At 52.0% G+C, this 23,512-nt stretch carries 23 protein-coding genes, 2 tRNA genes and 2 rRNA genes; 19 read left to right on the top strand and 8 right to left on the bottom strand.

Features of this window, described 5'->3' with window-relative positions:
* From FN082_RS26490 to dkgB, 4 genes are all read left to right on the top strand, one after another.
* Nucleotides 1–110 (top strand): 23S ribosomal RNA (locus FN082_RS26490); the annotation flags it as partial.
* Nucleotides 111–174: 64 nt separating this feature from the next.
* Nucleotides 175–290: ribosomal RNA gene (rrf, locus tag FN082_RS26485) — 5S ribosomal RNA — on the top strand.
* A 55-nt stretch (nucleotides 291–345) separates the two neighbouring features.
* Nucleotides 346–422: transfer RNA gene (locus FN082_RS26480), tRNA-Asp, on the top strand.
* Between the two features lie 161 nt (nucleotides 423–583).
* Nucleotides 584–1,387, top strand: a complete 804-nt coding sequence (dkgB, locus tag FN082_RS26475; RefSeq protein ID WP_142982658.1) for a 2,5-didehydrogluconate reductase DkgB — start codon at nucleotides 584–586, stop codon at nucleotides 1,385–1,387.
* Nucleotides 1,388–1,418: 31 nt separating this feature from the next.
* Here the strand turns inward: dkgB and yafC are convergent, their stop codons facing one another.
* Nucleotides 1,419–2,321 (bottom strand): DNA-binding transcriptional regulator YafC, encoded by a 903-nt coding sequence (gene yafC / locus FN082_RS26470; protein ID WP_142982657.1) that lies wholly within the window; start codon nucleotides 2,319–2,321, stop codon nucleotides 1,419–1,421.
* 104 nt (nucleotides 2,322–2,425) lie between these two features.
* Between yafC and FN082_RS26465 the strand changes: the two genes are divergently transcribed.
* The 3 genes from FN082_RS26465 (at nucleotide 2,426) to FN082_RS26455 (ending at nucleotide 5,371) form a co-directional block, all read left to right on the top strand.
* Complete coding sequence (locus FN082_RS26465) at nucleotides 2,426–3,616, top strand: MFS transporter (RefSeq protein WP_142982656.1); 1,191 nt, start codon at nucleotides 2,426–2,428, stop codon at nucleotides 3,614–3,616.
* Nucleotides 3,617–3,719: 103 nt separating this feature from the next.
* On the top strand, nucleotides 3,720–4,517 hold the full coding sequence (locus FN082_RS26460; protein ID WP_139541440.1) for an endonuclease/exonuclease/phosphatase family protein: 798 nt from the start codon (nucleotides 3,720–3,722) through the stop codon (nucleotides 4,515–4,517).
* An 83-nt stretch (nucleotides 4,518–4,600) separates the two neighbouring features.
* A complete protein-coding gene (locus tag FN082_RS26455) occupies nucleotides 4,601–5,371 on the top strand; it encodes a class I SAM-dependent methyltransferase (protein ID WP_142982655.1) in 771 nt (256 codons plus the stop codon).
* A 54-nt stretch (nucleotides 5,372–5,425) separates the two neighbouring features.
* Here FN082_RS26455 and mltD read toward each other — a convergent pair whose 3' ends face one another.
* Both mltD and gloB read right to left on the bottom strand, forming a co-directional pair.
* The gene (gene mltD / locus FN082_RS26450) at nucleotides 5,426–6,793 is read right to left on the bottom strand and encodes a murein transglycosylase D (protein WP_139541163.1); all 1,368 of its coding nucleotides are present in this window, start codon (nucleotides 6,791–6,793) and stop codon (nucleotides 5,426–5,428) included.
* Nucleotides 6,794–6,864: 71 nt separating this feature from the next.
* A complete protein-coding gene (gene gloB / locus FN082_RS26445) occupies nucleotides 6,865–7,620 on the bottom strand; it encodes a hydroxyacylglutathione hydrolase (RefSeq protein WP_142464422.1) in 756 nt (251 codons plus the stop codon).
* A gap of 32 nt (nucleotides 7,621–7,652) precedes the next feature.
* Here gloB and FN082_RS26440 point away from each other — a divergent pair, with 32 nt between their 5' ends.
* Nucleotides 7,653–8,375, top strand: a complete 723-nt coding sequence (locus tag FN082_RS26440; protein WP_139541165.1) for a class I SAM-dependent methyltransferase — start codon at nucleotides 7,653–7,655, stop codon at nucleotides 8,373–8,375.
* Here the strand turns inward: FN082_RS26440 and rnhA are convergent.
* Complete coding sequence (gene rnhA, locus FN082_RS26435) at nucleotides 8,372–8,839, bottom strand: ribonuclease HI (protein WP_142982654.1); 468 nt, start codon at nucleotides 8,837–8,839, stop codon at nucleotides 8,372–8,374. The genes FN082_RS26440 and rnhA overlap by 4 nt on opposite strands.
* A gap of 65 nt (nucleotides 8,840–8,904) precedes the next feature.
* Between rnhA and dnaQ the strand changes: the two genes are divergently transcribed.
* Complete coding sequence (dnaQ, locus tag FN082_RS26430) at nucleotides 8,905–9,636, top strand: DNA polymerase III subunit epsilon (RefSeq protein WP_139541167.1); 732 nt, start codon at nucleotides 8,905–8,907, stop codon at nucleotides 9,634–9,636.
* A 132-nt stretch (nucleotides 9,637–9,768) separates the two neighbouring features.
* Nucleotides 9,769–9,845, top strand: a tRNA-Asp gene (locus tag FN082_RS26425).
* 61 nt (nucleotides 9,846–9,906) lie between these two features.
* Here FN082_RS26425 and FN082_RS26420 read toward each other — a convergent pair.
* Nucleotides 9,907–10,785, bottom strand: a complete 879-nt coding sequence (locus FN082_RS26420; protein ID WP_139541441.1) for a LysR family transcriptional regulator — start codon at nucleotides 10,783–10,785, stop codon at nucleotides 9,907–9,909.
* Between the two features lie 104 nt (nucleotides 10,786–10,889).
* Between FN082_RS26420 and eamB the strand changes: the two genes are divergently transcribed.
* A complete protein-coding gene (eamB, locus tag FN082_RS26415; RefSeq protein ID WP_139541168.1) occupies nucleotides 10,890–11,480 on the top strand; it encodes a cysteine/O-acetylserine transporter in 591 nt (196 codons plus the stop codon).
* A gap of 37 nt (nucleotides 11,481–11,517) precedes the next feature.
* Here eamB and FN082_RS26410 read toward each other — a convergent pair whose 3' ends face one another.
* Nucleotides 11,518–12,288, bottom strand: a complete 771-nt coding sequence (locus FN082_RS26410; protein WP_139541169.1) for an amidohydrolase — start codon at nucleotides 12,286–12,288, stop codon at nucleotides 11,518–11,520.
* A gap of 181 nt (nucleotides 12,289–12,469) precedes the next feature.
* Nucleotides 12,470–14,914 (bottom strand): acyl-CoA dehydrogenase FadE, encoded by a 2,445-nt coding sequence (fadE, locus tag FN082_RS26405; RefSeq protein WP_139541170.1) that lies wholly within the window; start codon nucleotides 14,912–14,914, stop codon nucleotides 12,470–12,472.
* A gap of 238 nt (nucleotides 14,915–15,152) precedes the next feature.
* Between fadE and lpcA the strand changes: the two genes are divergently transcribed.
* Both lpcA and FN082_RS26395 read left to right on the top strand, forming a co-directional pair.
* Nucleotides 15,153–15,734, top strand: coding sequence for a D-sedoheptulose 7-phosphate isomerase (gene lpcA, locus FN082_RS26400; protein ID WP_139541171.1), 582 nt, complete (start codon nucleotides 15,153–15,155; stop codon nucleotides 15,732–15,734).
* Between the two features lie 44 nt (nucleotides 15,735–15,778).
* A complete protein-coding gene (locus FN082_RS26395) occupies nucleotides 15,779–16,546 on the top strand; it encodes a class II glutamine amidotransferase (RefSeq protein ID WP_139541172.1) in 768 nt (255 codons plus the stop codon).
* On the opposite strand, the gene dpaA is transcribed toward FN082_RS26395, so the two are convergent.
* Nucleotides 16,517–17,257 (bottom strand): peptidoglycan meso-diaminopimelic acid protein amidase, encoded by a 741-nt coding sequence (gene dpaA / locus FN082_RS26390; RefSeq protein ID WP_139541173.1) that lies wholly within the window; start codon nucleotides 17,255–17,257, stop codon nucleotides 16,517–16,519. The two genes, FN082_RS26395 and dpaA, sit on opposite strands and share 30 nt — an antisense overlap.
* A 413-nt stretch (nucleotides 17,258–17,670) precedes the next feature.
* Here dpaA and FN082_RS26385 point away from each other — a divergent pair, with 413 nt between their 5' ends.
* The 6 genes from FN082_RS26385 to nqrF are packed head-to-tail and all read left to right on the top strand — an operon-like array spanning nucleotide 17,671 to nucleotide 23,512.
* Complete coding sequence (locus FN082_RS26385) at nucleotides 17,671–19,014, top strand: Na(+)-translocating NADH-quinone reductase subunit A (protein ID WP_142982653.1); 1,344 nt, start codon at nucleotides 17,671–17,673, stop codon at nucleotides 19,012–19,014.
* A 3-nt stretch (nucleotides 19,015–19,017) separates the two neighbouring features.
* Nucleotides 19,018–20,256, top strand: coding sequence for an NADH:ubiquinone reductase (Na(+)-transporting) subunit B (locus FN082_RS26380; protein ID WP_139541175.1), 1,239 nt, complete (start codon nucleotides 19,018–19,020; stop codon nucleotides 20,254–20,256).
* Entirely contained in the window at nucleotides 20,249–21,043 is a 795-nt protein-coding gene (locus tag FN082_RS26375; protein WP_139541176.1) for a Na(+)-translocating NADH-quinone reductase subunit C, read from the top strand. The genes FN082_RS26380 and FN082_RS26375 overlap by 8 nt, the downstream gene beginning before the upstream one ends.
* A complete protein-coding gene (locus FN082_RS26370; RefSeq protein WP_139541177.1) occupies nucleotides 21,036–21,674 on the top strand; it encodes an NADH:ubiquinone reductase (Na(+)-transporting) subunit D in 639 nt (212 codons plus the stop codon). The genes FN082_RS26375 and FN082_RS26370 overlap by 8 nt, the downstream gene beginning before the upstream one ends.
* 6 nt (nucleotides 21,675–21,680) lie before the next feature.
* Nucleotides 21,681–22,277 carry an NADH:ubiquinone reductase (Na(+)-transporting) subunit E gene (nqrE, locus tag FN082_RS26365; RefSeq protein WP_142982663.1) on the top strand — a complete coding sequence of 199 codons (597 nt, stop codon included), beginning with the start codon at nucleotides 21,681–21,683 and terminating at the stop codon, nucleotides 22,275–22,277.
* Nucleotides 22,278–22,288: 11 nt separating this feature from the next.
* Complete coding sequence (nqrF, locus tag FN082_RS26360; protein ID WP_139541178.1) at nucleotides 22,289–23,512, top strand: NADH:ubiquinone reductase (Na(+)-transporting) subunit F; 1,224 nt, start codon at nucleotides 22,289–22,291, stop codon at nucleotides 23,510–23,512.

Below are 23,512 nucleotides of genomic sequence, written 5' to 3'. Positions count from 1 at the left end.
CTTTAGGTCTCCTGAAGGAACGTTGAAGACGACGACGTTGATAGGCCGGGTGTGTAAGCGCAGCGATGCGTTGAGCTAACCGGTACTAATGAACCGTGAGGCTTAACCTTACAACGCCGAAGATGTTTTGGCGGATTGAGAGAAATTCAGCTTGATACAGATAAACAGAATTTGCCTGGCGGCTGTAGCGCGGTGGTCCCACCTGATCCCATGCCGAACTCAGAAGTGAAACGCCGTAGCGCCGATGGTAGTGTGGGGTCTCCCCATGTGAGAGTAGGGAACTGCCAGGCATCAAATTAAGTAGTAAGCCGGTGCATAAATCCGGTGGTTACAGAAGTATTCGGTGGAGCGGTAGTTCAGTCGGTTAGAATACCTGCCTGTCACGCAGGGGGTCGCGGGTTCGAGTCCCGTCCGTTCCGCCACTTATTGAAAGCCCTGAGCATTCGCTCAGGGCTTTTTTTGCCTGTCGTTTGATTATTGCAGTTTTAGCAAAAATCCTCTGCGTTTAACGATCTTTTTCTCGATCTTTTCGTTCGCCATAATTGCCCTCGTTAACCGATATTGATAAATAAAGAGGAAAATCATGGCAATCCCTGCATTTGGTCTTGGGACCTTTCGCCTGAAGGATGATGTTGTTATCGCTTCAGTGAAGACCGCTCTGGAACTGGGCTATCGCACCATTGATACCGCGCAAATTTATGATAATGAGGCTGCTGTAGGCCAGGCTATCGAAGAAAGCGGCGTGCCGCGTGATGAACTGTTCATCAGCACCAAAATCTGGATCGAAAACCTGAGCAAAGATAAGCTGATCGCCAGCCTCAAAGAGAGCCTGCAGAAGCTGCGTACTGATTATGTGGATCTGACTCTGATCCATTGGCCGTCACCAAACGATGCGGTTGCAGTTGAAGAGTTTATGGTTGCGTTGATGGAAGCGAAGGAACAGGGGCTGACGCGTCAGATTGGTATCTCAAACTTTACCATTCCGCTGATGAAGCGCGCGATTGCTGCCGTTGGCGCTGAAAATATCGCGACCAACCAGATTGAGCTGTCTCCGTACCTGCAGAACCATAAAGTGGTTGATTGGGCACGCGAGCACGGTATCCATATCACCTCATACATGACGCTGGCCTATGGTAAGGCGCTGAAAGATGAAGTGATTGCACGTATCGCTGCTAAACATAATGCGACCCCGGCTCAGGTTATTCTGGCATGGGCGGTGGGCGAAGGCTATGCGGTTATCCCATCTTCCACCAGGCGTGAAAACCTGGCAAGCAACCTGAAAGCGCTGGATCTGAAACTGGATGATGAAGATTGTAAAGCGATCGCCGCGCTGGATTGCAACGACCGTCTGGTAAGTCCGGAAGGTCTGGCTCCTGAATGGGACTAATTTAACCCCCTTTCTGTACTCTAAAACCCTCTTACAGCTTCTTCGGGAGCTGTTGTACATGTTCGCTAAGAAAGTCGATAAATGCTCTGATTCGCGTACTGACGGCTCTGTCGCTGTAGTACACGGCGCTAAAAGGCATTTCAACCGGTAGTCGTTTGTCAGCCAGTAGCTCAACAAATGCCCCTTCAGCAATTTCTTTATCTACCATATAGTCTGACAGACAGGCGATACCATTACCGGCCAGGCACAGTTGCTTAATGGTTTCCCCGCTATTTGATGATATCTCGCTCTCGATTTCCAGTAGTTGCCCATCGCAGCAGGAAACTGGCCATGTATTCAATGAGACGGGTTCACTAAAGCCCAGACACTGATGATTTTTTAGTTCTGCGACGCTTTGTGGCGTACCGTGGCGAGCAAGATAGTCCGGAGAGGCGATAATTTTGCGGTAGCTATTGAACAATGGCCTGGCGCGCAGACTGGAATCGGTCAGCGTACCGGCGCGGATGGCGACATCCACTTTCCGTTCAATCAGATTGATAAAGGTTTCGGACGAAACGAGCGTAAGACTCATTTCCGGGTAGCGTTCACGGAAGGGCCTTATTAAAGGCATCAGAAAATGCAATATGACTGGTGTGGCGGCATCGACCCGTAATAATCCTCTTGGCGTCGTCCGGCTCTCCAGGAGCTCATTCTCGGCAGCTGCCATCTCCTGAAGTACTATCTGCACTCGTCGAAAGTAACGCTCTCCCTCTTCGGTCAGGCTTAGTTGACGAGTTGTACGGTTAAGTAAGCTTACGCCAAGTTTTGATTCCAGTTTTTTCACCGCCCGACTGACGGCGGAGTTGGCTTGCCCTAGCTGTTCGGCCGCGCGGCTAAAACTGCCGCTCTCGACCACGGCGACAAAGATAGCGATTTCTTCTGAGGTAGCTCTCATTATTGCACCTAAGGCAAAATTATATTGATATTTTGACTATTTTTGTTATTAAAACATCCCTTCATACTACGTGTCATCTTAATCCTGATGATACGGAGATAATTATGCCACTGGCGCTACTTGCCTTAACGATCGGTGCTTTTGCCATCGGAACGACCGAATTTGTGATAGTGGGCCTGGTACCCACCATTGCTGAACAACTCTCTATTTCTCTGCCCTCTGCGGGACTGCTGGTTTCTATCTATGCATTAGGTGTGGCGATTGGAGCCCCCGTGTTAACCGCGCTGACCGGGCGTATGGCGCGTAAGCAGCTACTGTTGGCGTTGATGGTGCTGTTTACTGCAGGTAACGTACTGGCCTGGCAGGCGCCTGGTTATGAAACGCTTATTCTGGCGCGTCTTCTGACTGGCCTTGCACACGGAGTCTTTTTTTCTATTGGCTCGACAATTGCGACCAGCCTGGTGCCAAAAGAGAAAGCGGCTTCGGCGATTGCGATTATGTTTGGTGGTTTGACCGTTGCACTGGTGACTGGCGTACCCCTGGGCACCTTTATTGGTCAACACTTCGGCTGGCGTGAGACATTCCTGGCCGTGTCGTTCCTTGGTGTGATCGCGTTAATCAGTAGTTTTATTCTGGTGCCGAATAATATTCCAGGCCGCGCCAGTGCCGGCCTACGCGATCAGCTTAAGGTTTTGACTCATCCACGTTTACTGATTATCTATGCTATCACTGCTTTGGGATATGGCGGCGTATTTACCGCATTTACCTTCCTAGCCCCGATGATGCAGGATCTTGCAGGTTTTAGCCCATCAGCCGTAAGCTGGATCCTACTGGGTTATGGCGTTTCCGTTGCCGTTGGCAACGTATGGGGTGGCAAGCTAGCGGATAAACGTGGTGCCGTTCCTGCATTGAAGCTGATCTTTGCTGCGTTAGTTGTTCTGCTTTTAGTATTCCAGTTTATGGCAAATATGCAGTATGCCGCCTTGGCGACGGTTCTGGTCATGGGGGTTTTTGCGTTTGGCAATGTTCCGGGACTGCAGGTTTACGTTGTACAGAAAGCGGAGCAGTACACCCCAGGCGCGGTTGATGTTGCCTCAGGCCTGAATATTGCGGCATTTAACATTGGTATTGCGTTAGGCTCAGTGATCGGCGGGCAGACGGTGGAACATTATGGTCTGGCTCAGACGCCCTGGATTGGTGCACTGATTGTGCTGGTTGCGTTATTATTAGTGGCGATCAGCGGCTGGCTTGATAAGCCTCAGCGGTGTGCAGCAGGCCTTTCCGTAGAAGGATAAAGGTTTCTGGCAAATTGCATTGAAAGTGCATACAAAAATCCCTATAACAGAAGAACCAGCTGCAGTTGGGCTGGTTTCCTGTTATCGAGGTTTGATGCCTAAATTGCGAAAGAATACTTATGCCATGCGCTATGTCGCCGGACAGCCTGCGGAGAGAATTTTACCTCCGGGGTCGTTTGCAGGCATGACTCCGGCTTTTCCGGCGGGAGTACCGTTAAGTTCGGATGAGAAAATCCGCGTGCTGGTGTGGAATATCTTCAAACAGCAGCGTGCCGAGTGGAAATCCGTGCTTAATAATTTCGGCAAAGATGCGCATCTGGTATTGCTACAGGAAGCGCAAACCACTCCTGAGTTAGTGAAATTCGCCACGTCTAATTATCTGGCTGCTGACCAGGTTCCAGCTCTGGTGCTTCCTCAGCATCCATCCGGCGTGATGACGCTAGCCTCTGCGCATCCCATATACTGCTGCCCTCTGCGTGAGCGCGAGCCGATTCTGCGGCTGGCTAAGTCGGCATTAGTCACTGTTTATCCGTTACCAGACTCCCGCCTGCTGATGGTGGTGAATATCCATGCGGTCAACTTTAGTCTGGGCGTCGATGTCTACAGCAAGCAGTTGTTACCGATTGGCGATCAGATAGCCCACCACAGCGGACCGGTGATTATGGCTGGCGACTTTAATGCCTGGAGCCGTCCGCGAATGAACGCTTTATACCGCTTTGCGCGGGAAATGTCGCTGCGTGAAGTCCGTTTCTCTGACGATCAGCGCCGCCGAGCTTTTGGTCGTCCGCTTGATTTTGTGTTCTATCGGGGATTAAGCGTACACGACGCTTCCGTGCTGGTAACGCGCGCCTCCGACCACAATCCTCTACTAGTGGAATTCAGTCCCGGCAAGCCTGATTAATTAAGGTGTGTCAGGCCTGCCATGGGCAGGCCTGCGTATGCATGGTGCTGCCTTTATTACTCAAAAAACCGAAGGACAATGCAATGACAATACGCTCTCATCATGACAACGTTGAAAAACAGTTTGGCTCACAGGCCAGCGCTTATCTGACCAGCGCCGTACATGCCTCCGGTCGCGATCTGCAACGTCTGGCCGAAAGGTTGGCAGATTTCCCTCTGGCACATGTACTGGATATGGGGTGCGGCGCCGGGCACGCCAGCTTTGCCGCAGCAGGACAAGTTACAAAGGTGACCGCGTATGATTTATCCAGCCAGATGCTGGATGTAGTGGCCCAGGCTGCAAAGGATAAAGGCTTTGCTAATATTGCCACTCAACAGGGTTATGCCGAATCTTTGCCTTTCACTGATGCCAGTTTTGATGTGGTGATCAGCCGTTATTCTGCACATCATTGGCACGACGTCGGCCAGGCATTGCGTGAAGTTAAACGAGTACTGAAGCCGGGTGGGGTGATGATTATTATGGACGTGATGTCACCAGGGCATCCGGTTCGAGACGTCTGGCTGCAGACCGTTGAGGCTCTGCGCGATACGTCTCATGTTCGCAATTATTCCAGCGGCGAATGGCTGGCAATGGCGAGTGAAGCGGGTTTGGTGATTAATCATCTGTTAACCGATCGATTGCCTCTGGAATTCAGTTCATGGGTTGCGCGGATGCGAACGCCAGCGCCTTTGACGGAAGCGATTCGCTTATATCAGGAGAGCGCATCGGCGGAAGTTAAGGCTTATTTTGCATTACAGCAGGATGGTTCGTTCACCAGCGATACGATTATGTTTGAGGCCCACAAGGCGCTCTAAAGCTGAGAAAAACAAAAGGCACCGCGTGGGTGCCTTTTTAAACTCACTGAATCATCAGGATTCTGGTCTGTCGCTGTTTTTCACATACAGCGTCAACTGATCGCCGGGCTTCAGGTTGCCGGTATCGCTATTCCAGCGCATGACATCACGAATGTTGACGCCATGGCGCTTCGCAATACTCGACAGCGAGTCGCCTTTGCGCACGCGATAGGTAATGCTACCACTGTTGTTTGCCAGACGCTCTGCGCTAGTACCTGCGCCAATCACGAGGTTTTGACCCACCTTCAGGTTCGAACCACGAATACCGTTCCACTGCTGCAGATCTTTTGTCGATACGCCGAGACGTGATGCAATGCCGGAAATGGTATCACCGGAACGCACTTTGTAACTACGGCTGGTCAACGGCCTGTTGTCCGCAAGTTGAGTCGGCTGCACGGCAGCAATGTCACCGGAAGCCAGAGACTCTCGCAGCTGAGCTGCATGTTTCTGCGGCACCAGTACGTAATTCGGACCATTCTCACCCAAAGTTGATCCCTTGACGCCTGCATTGAACGTTTTCAGCTTGCTAACAGGCATTCCTGCCATATCGGCTAGCTGTGAAATCTCAACCGGATTATCAAGACGTACACGAGCCAGCGCACGGCTTTCATCTGCTGTGGGCAGCCTTACGCCATAACGCTTGCTGTTTTTGAGAATGTCGCTCAAAGCCAGCATTTTCGGTACGTATACTTTGGTTTCCTGGGGTAACGACAGTGACCAAAAATCGGTGGGTTTACCACGCGCTTTGTTCGCTTTGATCGCCTTCATGACCCGACCCTCACCGCTGTTATACGCCGCAACGGTTAACAACCAGTCGCCGTCGAACATTTTGTTCAGACGTTGCATCATGTTTAACGCTGCCGTGGTTGAGGCAACGATGTCACGACGCGCATCGTAACTGCGGGTCTGTTTTAAACCATAATTGCGCCCAGTGCTCGGAATGATCTGCCAAATGCCTGCGGCATTGGCGCCAGACGTTGCATGCGGGTCAAAAGCGCTCTCCACTATGGGTAGTAATACCAGCTCCATAGGCATGTTACGTTTCTTAACTTGCCCGGCTATCCAGTACATATACGGCTCTGCCCGTAAAGTTACATCGTGGAGATAGCTCTTATTTCTTAAGTACTTCTGTTTTTGTTCGCGAATCCGGACATTTTCCGGAATTCCCATCTTTAGCTCGTCGCCTATAGAAGTCCACAGATCCTGGTCTTGCGCGTAGAAGGTTCCATCATCTAACCAGCGCGCTTGACTTGTGAACTTGCTTGCTTCCCCTTGACTCGCTGCAGAAAGGCTCTGTGCATGCTGTTGTACGGTGCCATCGTTCTTAGACGCCTGGCACCCCACCAGCAGGACAGAGACGAGTAAAATCGCTCGTGCCTTCATGTGTGTGTCAATAGTTGCTTAAAAGACGAGCAAGGATAACGGCGAAGTCGACTGAAGACAAGAATTAAATATCAGAAGTCGTCTTTCTTTGACCTTAACCAGGCAAATCTCTGAGCAGAGTGTTGCAAATTTGTTTCTTTAGATATTTCTTTAATTAAATCATTATCATCCGTACGTAAAAATAAATTTATACGACGCTCATTTTTCAGATTTACGGGTAGTGTTTTTTGTTTTTTTGCACGTAACTCGTTAACTTTGTGATAGTAATCATTTATATCCCTGTCATGAGGTAAGATACTCAATGCAAACTTCATATTTGCTAAAGTGTACTCATGTGCGCAACATATCAATGTTTCATCAGGTAGGGCGTTAATCTTCTTAAATGATTGATACATTTGATTGGCGGTTCCTTCAAAGAGCCTGCCGCAACCACCGGAAAACATTGTATCGCCACAAAATAGATAAGGTTCACTGAAGAAACAGATGTGTCCTAAAGTGTGACCTGGAGTAGCAAAAATAGAAAATTCGCGACCCAAAACGGAGAGGCTTTCTCCGTCTTTCACAATGTGAGTGGTTCCCTTATCTTGGGTTTCTGCCGGTCCGTAAACCTCTATGGTCGGAAATTTTTCGCGCAGTTGTTTTACGCCGCCAACGTGGTCGTTGTGGTGATGTGTTAAGAAGATAGCTTCGGGCTGCCAGTGGTTTTGTTCTATCGCGGCCAGTACAGGGGCTGCTTCTCCCGGATCGACTATCAGACAGCGGCCGCTATCTTCACTAAGAACCCAGATGTAGTTGTCCTGAAATGCGGGAATACTGATAAGATTCATAAATTACCTCTAAAGCGTAGCGGAAGGTTGCGATGAAGCCGGCAAGGATACCTCATACAGTTACAGCGCCAGAGCACTGGTCCAGCATGCCGTGGGGCGAATACTACCGCGAGTCGCTGGAACGGCAGATGAAACCGTGGCTGGCTAAATTATATGGCTTTCATTTACTTAAGATTGGCAATCTGAGCGCGGAAATCAATACTGAGTCCTGTGCGATTTCCCATCAGGTGAATGTCTCTTTACAGGGGCATCCTGTGCAGGTAAAGGCCGATCCGCTGCATTTGCCTTTTGCTGAAAAATCGGTAGACGCCTGCCTGCTGGCGCATACCTTGCCGTGGTGTAGCGATCCGCATCGACTGCTGCGGGAAGCGGACAGGGTATTGATTGACGATGGCTGGATAATAATGACCAGTTTTAACCCCGTGAGCCTGATGGGATTACGTAAGCTGGTGCCCGTGCTGCGCAATAAACCTCCCTATAACAGCCGCATGTTTACGCTTATGCGTCAGTTGGATTGGCTGTCGTTGCTGAATTTTGAGGTTTTGCACTATAGCCGCCACCAGGTTCTGCCGTGGTCCCGTCATGGGGGGAAAATGCTCAGTACGCATTTACCGGCTCTGGGATGTTTACAGCTGATTATCGCTCGCAAACGTACCATTCCTCTGACGCTAAACCCGATGAAATCGGGGAAAGCAAAAAAACGGATCCCACAGGCGGTTGGCGCCACGAGGCAGTGGCGCAAGGGGCCGGATTAATTTTCGGCCAGATAACCGGTGTCATCCCGAGTTGGGTTCGATGCGGCAGCGCGGGCCAGTTCGTCGCAGCGTTCGTTTTCCGGATGCCCGGCGTGGCCTTTGACCCATTCCCACTTGATTTTGTGTTGGCCCAGCGCGGCGTCCAGTCGTTTCCAGAGGTCGACATTTTTAACCGGTTTTTTGTCCGCCGTTTTCCAACCGCGTTTTTTCCAGTTGTGGATCCACTGGGTAATTCCCTGGCGCACATATTGGCTATCGGTGCTGAGAATAACCTCGCACTGTTCTTTCAGTGCTTCCAGGGCGACAATTGCCGCCATCATTTCCATACGGTTATTGGTCGTAAGGTTAAAGCCTTCGCTAAAGGTTTTTTCTTTTCCCCGATAGCGTAAAATTGCACCGTAGCCGCCGGGACCTGGATTGCCCAGGCAAGAACCATCGGTGAAAATTTCTACCTGTTTGAGCATCTCTGGTAGACTTCCTGTAATTGAAATCGATATGTAAAACGGTAAGTCTGACATAAATGACCGCTATGAGCACAGCAATTACACGACAGATCGTTCTCGATACTGAAACCACCGGTATGAATCAGATTGGTGCCCACTATGAAGGGCACAAGATCATCGAGATCGGCGCGGTGGAGGTGATCAACCGCCGCCTGACCGGGAACAACTTCCACGTCTATTTAAAACCCGACCGGCTGGTGGATCCTGAAGCATTTGGCGTCCACGGTATTGCGGATGAATTCCTGATGGATAAGCCCATGTTTGGCGATGTTGTCGATGAGTTTCTCGACTACATACGCGGCGCGGAGCTGGTCATCCATAATGCATCGTTCGATATCGGTTTTATGGACTATGAGTTCGGTAAGCTGAATCGCGGGATTCCGAAGACAGATACGTTTTGTAAGGTTACCGATAGCCTGGCCCTGGCGCGTAAAATGTTTCCGGGTAAGCGTAATAGCCTTGATGCCCTTTGCTCGCGTTATGAAATAGATAACAGCAAGCGAACGCTGCACGGGGCGTTGCTCGATGCCCAGATTCTGGCTGACGTTTATCTGATGATGACCGGTGGCCAGACAACGATGGCTTTCTCAATGGAAGGGGAAGGGCAGCAGCAAGCTGGAGAAATGGGAATACAGCGCGTTGTGCGTGCTGCCAGCAAATTACGCGTGGTTTATGCTTCCGATGAGGAGCTAATGAACCATGAATCGCGGCTCGACCTGGTTCAAAAGAAAGGCGGTAGCTGCTTGTGGCGGGCCTGATTTACGGGTAAACGCGTTAAAAATAGTCTGATGGGCGATTTTTGCAGCAAGCGATTCAAAAATGAAGAAAAAGCGTTGACGGAGTAGAGGGGAAACCGTAATATTCGCCTCGTTCCCAACGGAACAGTAAGTGGAGCGGTAGTTCAGTCGGTTAGAATACCTGCCTGTCACGCAGGGGGTCGCGGGTTCGAGTCCCGTCCGTTCCGCCACTATTCAGAAAACCTGAATCAGCAATGATTCAGGTTTTCGTCGTTTCAGGCCTCTGTTGAATCAGCTTTTCAGGCACTCTTCCATACACTCGACAAAGATCTGCATCGCCGGGCTGACAACTTTTCCTGCGTGATGTCCGCAAACCGCATTGATAGCCAGCGGGCTTTTGCTGAAAGGCAGTTCCACCAGCTTGCCTTTGCGTAACTCTTGTTCAACGGCAAAACGCGGCAGGTAGCTTACGCCGAGGTTGCCCGCCACGCATTGTTTGATGCTTTCGATACTCCATAGCTCAATGGTATTTTCCAGGGTAATACCGCGCTGGCGCAGCTCGCTTTCAAATATCTGCCGGAAAATACACTGCGGCTCGTTGATGATAAAACTCAGCGGAATATGTTGCTCCGGGCGCATAAAGTCGACCGGATCGTGTTCCGGTGAAGCGACCAGCACCAGTTGCTGTTCGCCGAAGGGGTGAATTTTCAACGCCTCATCATTCCCTACGCGATAAAACACGCCGAGATCGACCTCATCATCCAGCAGAGCATCGCGAATCGAATAGCAATTTAAGGATTGCAGGGATAAACGAACTTTTGGCGCCCGCTGCTTAAAACGCTGCAAAACGGCGGGGATTTTATACGCCAGCAGCGTTTCCCCGGTGGCAACGCGGAGTTCTCCGCCCGGTTCCGCGTCTTGCCTGGCGGCCTGCCGAATCGACTCCATCACCTTTGTCAGATCGTGGATATGGGGAAGAATGTTTTTCCCGGCCGTAGTCAGGCACATCCGACGGCCGATTTTTTCAAACAGCTGGACAGACAGCTCCTGTTCAAGTTGCTGAATGTGAAATGTCACTGTTGATTGCGTACAGCATAGTTTCTGCGAAGCGCGTAAAAAGGATCCCTCTTCTACAACTGTTTTGAGCGTGACAAAGCGACGTAAGTCCATCATGGCCTCAATGTATCGAAGTTATCGAACTTAGAATTAAATAACATTCATTTTTTTAAATAATTCACATCGGGTACTGTCGGCTAAAAAACAGGAGAAGACAAGTGACCCCAACTCTGATTAGCGCATTTTTAACTTATACCCTGATAACCGCTCTGACCCCCGGCCCGAATAACATCCTTGCGCTAAGCAGCGTAGCGTCACATGGCCTGCGCCAAAGCATGTTCGTGCTGGCCGGGATGAGTGTGGGGTTTATCATTACGATGCTGATTTGTGCTGGCCTGACCCTTTCGTTGGTCACGCTCGATGGGGGGTTATCTCGGGCGTTAGGTTGGGTTGGCGCTGCCTATATTCTTTGGTTAGCGTGGCAGATAGCGAAAAGCAAGCCTACAAATAGTGAGCTCAGCGACAGGCCGCTAAGCTTTTGGATGAGCCTCGGCCTGCAGTTTGTGAATGTAAAAATTATCCTTTATGGCGTGACGGCCCTATCGACCTTTGTGCTGCCGGTAACGCGCGAACCGGTGTGGCTGGTCAGCGTCAGTTTACTGCTGGCAGCCATTGGCACTTTTGGCAATGTTTGCTGGGCGCTGGCGGGCCATTTGTTTCAGCGCCTGTTCCTGCACTATGGGCGTCAGGTGAACTGGTTTTTGGCTGTGCTATTGGTTTACTGCGCGGGACGAATCTTGTTTGAGTAATGGAAAAAGGGAGCCTCGGGCTCCCCCGGTTTTTGCTCTAGTTGAGCGTGAAAGGGTCTGCATCCTGCCAGGCTGGAAATTTCTCGCGGTACTCCTTCAGTGCCGTTAACGACAGTTCCGCGTCAAGCCGGGTCGCCTGATGCGGCTCGGCGGTCGCGATAATCTCCCCTTGCGGAGTAATTATCCGGCTATCGCCCCGGTAGTGGTGGCCGTTGCCATCGGTGCCAACGCGGTTGCATCCGGCAACATAGGCCTGATTTTCGATAGCTCTGGCAACCAGTAACGACTGCCAGTGCATTGAGCGTGGCGCGGGCCAGTTGGCAACATAAAGAGCTAAATCATAGTCGTTATGGTTACGTGACCACACCGGGAAGCGCAGGTCGTAGCACACCAGCGGCAGGATCCTCCAGCCGCGCCATTCAAAAATCACGCGTTCATTACCCGCCTCGTAATGATGATGCTCATCCGCCATCCGGAACAGGTGTCGTTTATCATAGAAATGGATTTTACCGTTGGGTTCAACCAGTAAAAAACGGTTAACGGGACCGCGTTCCGTTTGCAGCGCCGCACTGCCGGCGATTAAGGCATGAGTTTGTGCGGCTTTTGCCTCCATCCAGGCAACGACTTCTTCTTGAGAAAGCGACCGTTTTGCCGCCTCCATGGCGAAACCTGTTGTGAACATTTCGGGTAAAACAATGAGATCACGCCCGGTAATCCCTTCCAGTTGACGATCGAAATGGCGCAGGTTGGCGGGACCGTCCATCCATACCAGCGGTTGTTGTAAAAGGGTGATTTTCAGTCCGGGCACAGTGGTGAACTCCAGTATTATGAGCGGAATTATAATGACTTTAATACCATATCAGCCGGCGGATGGTCCGCGGAATATTTTGTAAAAAAAAGATAAGTGTGGAAATGCTTTACGGCCATGACCATAAAAAGAGAGGCGGGGAAATGCCCGCCTCGGTCGTGATGTTGTTATGTTTTAGTTTTTATGCCGCCTCAATCTTGCGTACTTTCTCCGGCAGCTTTACCGGGCGGGTCGCCAGCTCGTCAGGCGCGAAATCGTCAACGTTAATACTGCGCAGGCGGCTGGTTTCAGCACGGACCAGGATATCCGCCTCGTCCTGATTGATTAAGCCTTTTGCCAGCGCGTTACGGGCCAGTTCATCAAGACGGGTAAACGACAGATTCTTGCCCAGCTCTTTGCAAATACGCTGGTGGATAGGATCAGCGGCCATAACATCAAGCAGCGCCTCTTCCAGCAGACCAACCGGGTTGTGTTCGCTCGGCGTCAGATACTGACCGCGGCCAATTCTGGAACGGGTTGCGCTCGGAACCTGCAGAATTTTCGCCACTTTATGATCCAGCTTATCTGACGGTGCCAGGTAGTGACGGCCTGTTGGGAAGATAGCCACGCGAAGCGCCCCTGCGACCAGCCGATTCGGGAAGTTGACCAGCAGATCATCAATCGCCTGTTCCGCCTGATACAGCGCATCCTGTACGCCCCAGTGGACCAGCGGTAAATCCGCTTCGTTACGTCCTTCATCGTCATAACGTTTCAAAACCGCCGAGGCCAGATAGAGCTGGCTTAGCACGTCGCCCAGCCGGGCTGAAATCCGCTCGCGACGCTTCAGGCTACCGCCCAGAACCGCCATTGAAACATCGGATAGCAGGGCCAGGTTAGCGCTCAGGCGATTCATATGCTGATAGTAGCGACGAGTGGCGTCGCGGGTCGGCGAGCTGCTGGTGAGACCGCGAGTCAAGCCCAACCAGAAACTGCGCACCTTGTTACTCCCAACATGACCGATGTGCTTGAACAGCAGCTTATCGAAAGCGTTGACGTCGTTATTCTGCGCCGCCGCCATTTCATCCAGCACGTACGGATGGCAACGAATCGCTCCCTGGCCGAAGATCATCATGCTGCGGGTGAGGATGTTCGCGCCTTCTACGGTGATAGCGATCGGCGCGCCCTGATAGGCTCTCGCCAGGAAGTTACCCGTGCCGAGCATAATGCCTTTACCGCCAGTAATATCCATTGCGTCAATGATGGAGCGCTGCCCGCGGTGGGTACAGTGATACTTCACAATGGCCGACAGTACCGCTGGTTTTTCACCGAGCATAATGCCGTAGGTAATCAGCGAGGCTGCAGCATCCATCACATAGGCATTGCCTGCAATACGCGCCAGTGGTTCTTCAATCCCTTCCATTTTACCGATCGATATTTTGAACTGGCGGCGAATATGCGCGTAGGCACCGGTGGCCATGGCGACGGATTTCAGGCCGCCTGTAGCATTGGATGGCAACGTGATGCCGCGACCAACGGACAAACACTCAACCAACATCCGCCAGCCCTGACCGGCCATCGATGGTCCACCGATAATGTAGTCGATAGGAACGAAGATATCTTTCCCTTGAGTCGGACCGTTCTGGAACGGAACGTTCAGCGGGAAATGGCGACGGCCGATTTCAACACCGGGGGTCGTGGTTGGAATGAGGGCACAGGTGATACCCAGCTCTTCTTCACCGCCCAACAGACGGTCCGGGTCGGAGAGTTTAAACGCCAGACCCAAAACGGTGGCGATGGGGGCCAGCGTGATATAGCGTTTATTCCAGGTCAGGCGCATACCCAGTACCTGCTGGCCCTGCCATTCGCCCATGCAGACGACGCCGGTATCCGGAATTGCCCCGGCATCTGAACCTGCTTCCGGGCTGGTCAACGCGAAACATGGAATTTCCTGACCGCGCGCCAGACGCGGTAAATAGTGGTTTTTCTGTTCTTCAGTACCGTAATGCTGCAACAGTTCGCCTGGGCCTAATGAGTTAGGCACGCCGACGGTAATCGCCAGAATACCAGAGACACCCGACAGCTTTTGCAGCACGCGAGCCTGGGCATAAGCGGAGAACTCCAGGCCGCCGTACTCTTTCTTGATGATCATTGCGAAGAAACGATGTTCTTTCAGATAAGCCCACAGCTCCGGCGGCAGATCGGCCATCTCATGGGTAATTTCGAAGTCGTTCGCCATGCGGCAAGCTTCTTCTACCGGGCCATCAATAAAAGCCTGTTCTTCAGCGGTCAGCCGCGGCTGTGGATAGTTGTGCAGTTTCTGCCAGTCGGGGTTACCGCGAAACAGGTCGCCTTCCCACCAGGTCGTACCGGCATCGATAGCTTCTTTCTCAGTACGTGACATCGGCGGCATGACTTTACGGAAAGCGCGGAATGCCGGGACTGAAATCATCGACTTGCGCATCGGAGCGAAGTTGAACGGCAGCAAAATGATAGCCAGCGGAACCAGCAGCCAGATATTCCACAGCCCCGCAACGCCGAGCGCCGCGGTCCAGATAAGCAAAATCGCGCTGCTGAGCAGCAAATTGATTCGGTGATAGAAGAGCGCACCGAGTAAAACAACGGTTGCAACAATACTCAAAATCATCATAGAGAAATGCTCCCTGTCTTGTAGGAGGTCTGACCACTTGTGATGATATGGTTGTAGTGGATGTAATTTGTTTTAGCAATGTGTTTACAAAATAATTACAACCTTGCTCACATTGTTGTACGGAAATGCGGCACTTAAAATCAAAACCACAGGGGATAACATCGCCTGCTGCTTCTCGCTTCGACGGCTATCCGGTAAACTGCCTGAGTTATCCCACAAATACTGAAGGATTATCCTCATGTACCAGGATCTTATTCGTAACGAACTGAACGAAGCCGCTGAAACACTGGCTAATTTTCTGCAGGACGAAGCCAACATTCATGCGGTTCAGCGCGCAGCGGTGCTGCTGGCGGATAGCTTTAAGGCTGGCGGTAAAGTACTTTCCTGCGGTAACGGCGGTTCTCACTGCGATGCGATGCACTTTGCAGAAGAGTTGACCGGGCGCTATCGCGAAAACCGCCCAGGCTATCCGGCAATTGCGATTTCAGACGTGAGCCACCTTTCTTGCGTCAGTAATGATTTTGGCTATGAATATGTTTTCTCTCGTTATGTTGAATCTGTGGGGCGTGCAGGCGACGTGCTACTGGGGATCTCCACTTCCGGTAACTCCGGCAACGTTATTAAAGCGATTGAAGCTGCTCGCGCTCAGGGGATGAAAGTCATTACTCTGACCGGGAAAGATGGCGGTAAAATGGCGGGCTCTGCGGATGTTGAAATTCGCGTGCCGCATTTTGGCTATGCCGATCGCATTCAGGAAATCCATATTAAAGTGATTCATATCCTGATTATGTTGATTGAAAAAGAGATGGTTAAAGCCTGATAAATCGCGGGGGACAGCCCCCGAATTGTGGTATGAGGTGACCTATGTGCGAACTGCTCGGGATGAGCGCGAATGTGCCAACTGATATTTGCTTCAGCTTTACCGGGCTGGTTCAGCGCGGTGGCGGAACCGGGCCGCATAAAGACGGCTGGGGCATTACTTTTTATGAAGGTAAAGGCTGTCGCACATTTAAAGATCCGCAACCGAGCTTTCAGTCGCCAATCGCTAAGCTGGTGCAGGAGTATCCCATTAAATCCTGCTCGGTCATCGCCCATATTCGTCAGGCTAACCGCGGTATTGTTGCGCTGGAAAATACTCATCCTTTTACCCGCGAACTGTGGGGGCGCAACTGGACCTATGCGCACAACGGCCAACTGGAAGGGTATGAGTCACTGGAAACGGGAAATCTGCATCCGGTTGGTGAGACGGATAGCGAAAAAGCATTCTGCTGGCTGCTGCACAGTATAACCGAGCGCTATCCCGAAACGCCGGGCGACATGGTTGAGGTCTTCAGGTTTATTGCTATGCTTGCCGGCAAACTGCGCGAAAAAGGCGTGTTTAACATGCTGCTTTCCGATGGGCGCTACGTGATGGCGTTTTGCTCGACTAACCTGTACTGGATTACGCGGCGGGCACCGTTTGGCGTAGCGACATTGCTGGATCAGGATGTCGAAATTGACTTTCAGCGCGAGACCACACCAAATGATGTGGTCTCCGTTATCGCCACCCAGCCGCTTACCGGCAATGAAACCTGGAATAAAATTATGCCAGGCGAGTGGGCGTTATTTTGCCTCGGGGACCGTGTAGTTTGAGGCGAGCTGCGGCTGAACAACTTCGTGACTGAGCGGTTTGCTCACCACATAGCGCCCATCTACCACTGAAACGACCGGCGGTTTATGGGTCTGCTGGAAGTAGTCATAACCGGGTTTCAGCTGTTTCCAGAAATCGGCAAAATAGGAATACTTGTGACGTGCCATGTTGGCATCGGTCATGCGGAAAGGGTAAATGCTCACCTGAACGCTCGACTGGCCGAAGACTAACGCGCCGGTAACGAACTGGAAAATCTCATCAATACCGGTATCGGTCATGGCATAGCAACCGACGGATACGCAGGCACCATGGATCATCAGGTACTTACCTTCATAACCATGTGCGCGATCGTATGCGTTCGGGAAGCCGATATTGATAGCTTTGTAGAAACGGCTATCCGGTTTTAGCTGATTGCGGGAAACGTTGTAAAAACCTTCCGGGCTCTTGAAATCGCCCTGGCGCTGTTTTGGCCCAAGTCCGCCGGAGTAATTACAGATTCGGTAGCTGTCGAGAAGCTGCCAGGTTTCGCCCATCTTGACGTAAAGATCGAGCATGCGCTCTTCTTTAAAGATCTCAATGTAGACCGGTGAGCCCATTAATTGCTGCTTATACTCTTTGCTCATCGGCGTTGTCGAGCTGTTACTGCTGAGTAGCCCTGCGAATGACACGCATGGCAACAGAAGCATCGCAATAAATAATGCGATTTTGCGCATACTACTTGTTCCTTGATAAAACAAATAACCACATTGCCAGGACGGCAAGAGAGACCTGAAATCAGAGTTTTCTGGTTTTAGAGCGCTCACATTAGCATCACGGCAGTTTTTCGCAAGCACGATATGCTGCGTTTACATTTTAGTTTTCCGTTATAGCGAATCTTGCAGCAAAGCGCAGTCAGAACTTTGCGTAATAGCTCGCATTTTAGAACGAGTTAATGGCGGTTTGTCTACAGGCGCAGCTCACGAAATGTTACACTTACACCGTTAAACTATCAGGGTAAGAAAGGATGCTTCTCTCCCGTCTTGCGAACCACTAGGACCATGGTGCTCCTTTCTTTCTCTCATTTTCCATTAATGATGCTGGCCCTGGCCTGATGCCGGGGTTTAAGTAACGGATACCTGCTAACGATATGATTAAAATCACGAAAGGGCTGAATTTGCCCATAGCTGGCATGCCATCACAGCAGATTTCCTCGAAGACTGCGGTCAAGCGCGTTGCGCTGCTAGGGGAAGAGTACATCGGTATGCGCCCCTCGATGGCGGTTCGTGAGGGAGACCGAGTGCAAAAAGGCCAGCTCCTGTTCGAAGATAAAAAGAACCCCGGCGTGCGTTTTACCGCCCCCGCAAGCGGTATCGTCAGCGCCATTCATCGCGGCGAACGTCGCGTTTTGCAATCGGTCGTTATCGATGTGGATGGTGATGATGCCGTTCATTTTTCCCGCTATGAATTAGCCGAGCTTGCCGGGTTGCCGCGTGAAGACGTGCAGCAACAGCTGCTGGCGTCCGGGCTGTGGACGGCGTTTCGCACCCGTCCTTTTAGCAAAATACCTGCACCGGGTAGCTTACCTGCGGCCATTTTTGTGACCGCTATAGATACTAACCCGCTGGCGGCGGATCCTCAGCCAATCATACTGGCCCAGCGCGAGGCTTTCGACGCCGGTTTGACGCTGCTGACGCGGTTGACCGACGGCAGGGTTCACGTGTGTCAGGCCAGCGGCGGCAAGCTTGGTGGGCATTCTGTAGGCCAGGTTACCTTCAACCAGTTTACCGGGCCGCACCCGGCCGGGCTGGCGGGAACTCACATCCATTTTCTCGAACCCGTGAGCCTGAAAAAACAGGTCTGGCATCTTAACTATCAGGACGTCATCGCTATTGGCACGTTATTCCTCGAAGGGGAACTGGATTGCGAACGCATCATTGCTCTCGGCGGTCCGCAGGTGAAAGAACCTCGCCTGTTAAAAACGTGTTTAGGCGCCAGCCTTGACGAACTGCTTGTAGATGAACTGCTGGACGATGAGAACCGCGTTATTTCAGGTTCTGTCCTCAGCGGAACTCATGCCTGTGGGCCGTATGCATTCCTTGGGCGTTACCATTTACAGGTCAGCGTAGTGAAGGAAGGGCGCGAGAAAGAGCTGTTTGGCTGGGTGATGCCAGGGAAAGATAAATTCTCCATTACCCGAACCACGCTCGGTCATTTTCTCAAGCATAAGCTGTTCAATTTCTCGACGGATACCCACGGCGGCGAGCGGGCCATGGTGCCAATCGGCAACTATGAGCGCGTGATGCCGCTGGATATTCTGCCTACGATGTTGCTGCGCGATTTGCTGGCGGGTGATACCGATAGCGCGCAGGCGCTGGGCTGTCTGGAGCTGGATGAAGAAGACCTGGCGCTTTGCACCTACGTATGCCCCGGCAAGTACGAATATGGCCCGGCATTGCGCAGTGTGTTAACCCAGATTGAGCAGGAAGGATAAGTGATGGGCTTAAAGCAACTGTTTGAAAAACTTGAGCCGCACTTTACGCACGGCGGCAAGCTGGAGAAGTATTACCCACTATTTGAAGCGACGGCGACGCTGTTCTACACCCCTGGGCAGGTAACGCGCGGCGCAGCGCACGTCAGAGACGCCATCGACCTTAAGCGGATGATGATTCTGGTGTGGTTCGCGGTTTTCCCGGCGATGTTCTGGGGAATGTATAACGTTGGCCAGGAGACCATTCCGGCACTGCATAAATTATACGGTGCGGAACAGCTGCAGCAGGTTATCGCCGGGAACTGGCACTACAGCATCGCGCAATGGCTGGGCGTTAACTTCACTGCTGATGCCGGTTGGCTCAGCATGATGACGCTGGGGGCGGTTTTCTTTCTCCCTATCTATATCACCGTGTTTCTTGTTGGCGGGTTCTGGGAAGTTCTGTTTGCTATCGTGCGTAAGCATGAGGTTAACGAAGGTTTCTTCGTCACCTCCATTCTCTTCGCACTGATCGTGCCGCCCACTCTGCCGCTGTGGCAGGCCGCGCTGGGGATCTCCTTTGGTGTTGTTATTGCCAAAGAGATTTTCGGCGGGACCGGGCGTAACTTCCTTAATCCAGCTCTGGCGGGGCGCGCCTTTCTGTTCTTCGCCTACCCGGCGCAAATTTCTGGCGATCTGGTCTGGACCGCGGCCGATGGTTTCTCCGGCGCGACGCCGCTATCCCAGTGGGCAAGCGGCGGCGGTGAATCGCTGGTTAACGTTACAACCGGCCTGCCGGTTAGCTGGATGGATGCCTTTCTCGGCCATATTCCTGGTTCGATTGGCGAAGTTTCGACGCTAATGATTCTCATCGGTGGCGCCATCATCATCTTCGGTCGCGTGGCTTCCTGGCGCATTGTCGCTGGGGTTTTCATCGGCATGGTGGCTACCGCGACGCTGTTTAATTTTATTGGTTCAGATACCAATCCGATGTTTGCTATGCCGTGGTACTGGCATCTGGTGCTCGGTGGTTTCGCTTTCGGCATGATGTTTATGGCGACGGACCCGGTATCCGCATCGTTTACGGATAAAGGTAAATGGAGTTATGGCCTGCTGATCGGCGTGATGTGCGTGCTGATTCGCGTGGTCAACCCAGCCTATCCGGAAGGGATGATGCTGGCGATCCTCTTCGCCAACCTCTTTGCGCCGCTGTTTGATTACCTGGTGGTGCGGGCCAATATTAAGCGGAGGAAGTCGCGTGGCTGAGAATAAAAGTAACGATAGCATCGGCAAAACGCTGCTGGTGGTGCTGGTGCTTTGCCTGGTCTGCTCAATCGTGGTTGCCGGTTCTGCCGTGGGGCTAAAATCGCGCCAGCAGGAGCAGCGTGCTCTGGATAAACAGCGCAATATTCTGGCGGTTGCCGGTCTGATGAAGCAGGGGATGAGCGCAGATGAAGTGGCTGATATTTTTAAGGCCCGCATCTCTCCACGATTAGTCGATTTAGCCAGCGGTGAGCTGCTGGATAAAGACCCTGGCAAGTTTAATCAGTCCCAGGCGCTGAAAGACTCACAGCAGAGTATTCAGCTGGAAGCCAGCCAGGATCCTGCGGGAATCAAACGTCGTAGTAACATCGCTGAGATTTATCTGGTGCGCGATGATAAGCAGCAGGTTCAGGAAGTTGTACTGCCCATTTACGGCAACGGCTTGTGGTCGGTGATGTATGCTTTCGTCGCGCTGGAAACCGATGGCCGTACTGTCAAAGGCATCACCTACTACGATCACGGCGAAACGCCGGGGCTGGGCGGGGAAATTGAAAATCCTAACTGGCGTCAGCAGTTTGTCGGCAAACAGGTGCTGGACGATAAAGGCATGCCAGCGTTGAGAATTGTGAAAGGTGGCGCGCGCCCGGGAGACGTTCATGCCGTTGACGGGCTGTCGGGTGCAACGCTGACGTCAAACGGTGTGCAGCATAGCTTTGATTTCTGGATGGGTGAACTGGGTTTTGGTCCATTCCTGCATAAGGTGCGAGAAGGGGAGCTGAATAATGGCTGATTTGGGCGACATGAAAGAAATGAAGCGCGTGCTGGTGGGGCCGCTGATCGCTAATAACCCTATCACTCTGCAGGTTCTGGGCGTCTGTTCCGCTCTGGCTGTGACCACTAAGCTCGAAACGGCTTTTGTTATGACCATTGCGGTGACGCTGGTTACGGCGTTCTCCAGCATGTTTATCTCGATGATTCGCCACCATATCCCCAACAGCGTGCGCATTATTGTGCAGATGGCGATTATCGCTTCGTTGGTTATTGTGGTTGACCAACTGCTGCGAGCCTTTGCTTATGAAACCTCCAAACAGCTATCGGTCTTTGTCGGGCTTATCATCACCAACTGTATTGTGATGGGGCGTGCAGAAGCGTATGCCATGAAGTCGCCGCCGCTGGCGAGCTTTATGGACGGTATTGGCAACGGTCTGGGATATGGCGCGATTCTGCTGATTGTCGGTTTTCTGCGTGAGCTTATTGGTAGCGGAAAACTGTTTGGTATCACGGTACTGGAAACGGTGCAGAACGGCGGCTGGTATCAGCCAAATGGCCTGTTTCTACTGGCGCCGAGCGCATTCTTCATTATCGGTCTGCTGATTTGGGCCGTGCGCAGCTGGAAGCCTGAACAGCAGGAAAAGGAGTAACCGATGATGGCTCATTACATTAGCCTGTTTGTCCGCGCCGTGTTTGTAGAAAACATGGCGCTGGCTTTCTTCCTGGGGATGTGTACCTTCCTCGCGGTATCAAAAAAGGTCTCGACCGCTTTTGGGCTTGGCGTGGCGGTAACGGTGGTGCTGGGACTGGCGGTGCCAATCAACAACCTGGTCTATAACCTGGTCCTGCGAGACGGCGCACTGGTGGAAGGCGTTGACCTAAGCTTTCTTAACTTTATTACCTTCATCGGCGTGATTGCCGCGCTGGTGCAGATCCTGGAAATGATCCTCGATAAGTACTTCCCGGCGCTCTACAACGCTTTGGGGATCTTCTTACCGCTGATTGCCGTGAACTGCGCGATTTTTGGCGGCGTTTCTTTCATGGTGCAGCGTGACTATAACTTCACCGAATCCATCGTTTACGGCTTTGGCTCCGGCATTGGCTGGCTGCTGGCGATTGTGGCGATGGCTGGCATCCGTGAAAAAATGAAATACGCAAACGTGCCTGCGGGTCTGCGCGGGTTAGGGATCACCTTTATTACCACGGGTCTGATGGCGATGGGCTTTATGTCATTCTCCGGTGTGCAGCTATAAGGGCGGAAAGTATGGAAATTATTCTTGGCGTAGTGATGTTCACGCTGATCGTCCTGGTGCTGTCGGGACTGATACTGGCCGCGCGTTCAAAGCTGGTGAATGCGGGTGATGTGGTTATTGAAATCAACAATGAGGCAGATAAACAGATTCGTACTCCGGCGGGCGATAAGCTACTGAATACGCTCTCCAGCAACGGTATATTCGTCTCATCCGCCTGCGGCGGCGGCGGTTCCTGCGGCCAATGCCGGGTGACGGTAAAAGAGGGAGGCGGCGATATTCTGCCAACCGAACTTTCGCATATCACTAAACGTGAGGCGAAAGAAGGCTGCCGCCTGGCCTGTCAGGTCGCAGTGAAGCAAAACATGAAAATTGAGCTGCCGGAAGAAATCTTCGGAGTTAAGAAGTGGGAATGCGAAGTTATCTCTAACGATAATAAAGCCACTTTTATCAAAGAGCTGAAGCTGCGCGTGCCGGATGGCGACGAGGTTCCATTCCGCGCAGGCGGGTATATCCAGATTGAATGCCCGTCGCACAAAGTGGCCTATGCCGACTTTGACGTACCTGACGAGTATCGTAGTGACTGGGACAAATTTAACCTCTTCCGCTACGTCTCAGATGTGAAAGAGCCAACGTTACGCGCCTACTCCATGGCTAACTATCCGGAAGAGAAGGGCATCATTATGCTCAACGTGCGTATTGCGACGCCGCCGCCGAAGGTGCCTGATGCGCCGCCGGGTATTATGTCCTCATATATCTGGTCGCTGAAGGCAGGCGATAAAGTGACGATTTCCGGGCCGTTTGGTGAATTCTTTGCCAAAGAGACCGACGCTGAGATGGTATTTATTGGCGGTGGGGCAGGGATGGCACCGATGCGCTCGCATATTTTCGACCAGCTCAAGCGACTGCACAGTAAACGCAAAATTAGCTTCTGGTACGGTGCGCGCTCCCTGCGAGAGATGTTCTACGACGATGAATTCGAACAGCTGGCGCGGGATAATCCTAATTTTACCTTCCATGTGGCGCTCTCCGATCCGTTGCCGGAAGATAACTGGACTGGACATACCGGCTTTATTCACAATGTCCTGTATGAAAACTACCTGCGCGATCACCCGGCTCCGGAAGATTGTGAATTTTACATGTGCGGCCCACCGGTGATGAACGCTGCGGTGATTAAGATGCTTAAAGATCTCGGCGTAGAGGATGAAAACATCATGCTGGATGACTTTGGAGGCTGA

The organism is Klebsiella spallanzanii, assembly GCF_902158555.1.
In the GTDB taxonomy this organism is placed as follows: Bacteria; Pseudomonadota; Gammaproteobacteria; order Enterobacterales; family Enterobacteriaceae; genus Klebsiella; species Klebsiella spallanzanii.
This window is presented reverse-complemented; position numbering and strand designations above follow the sequence as displayed.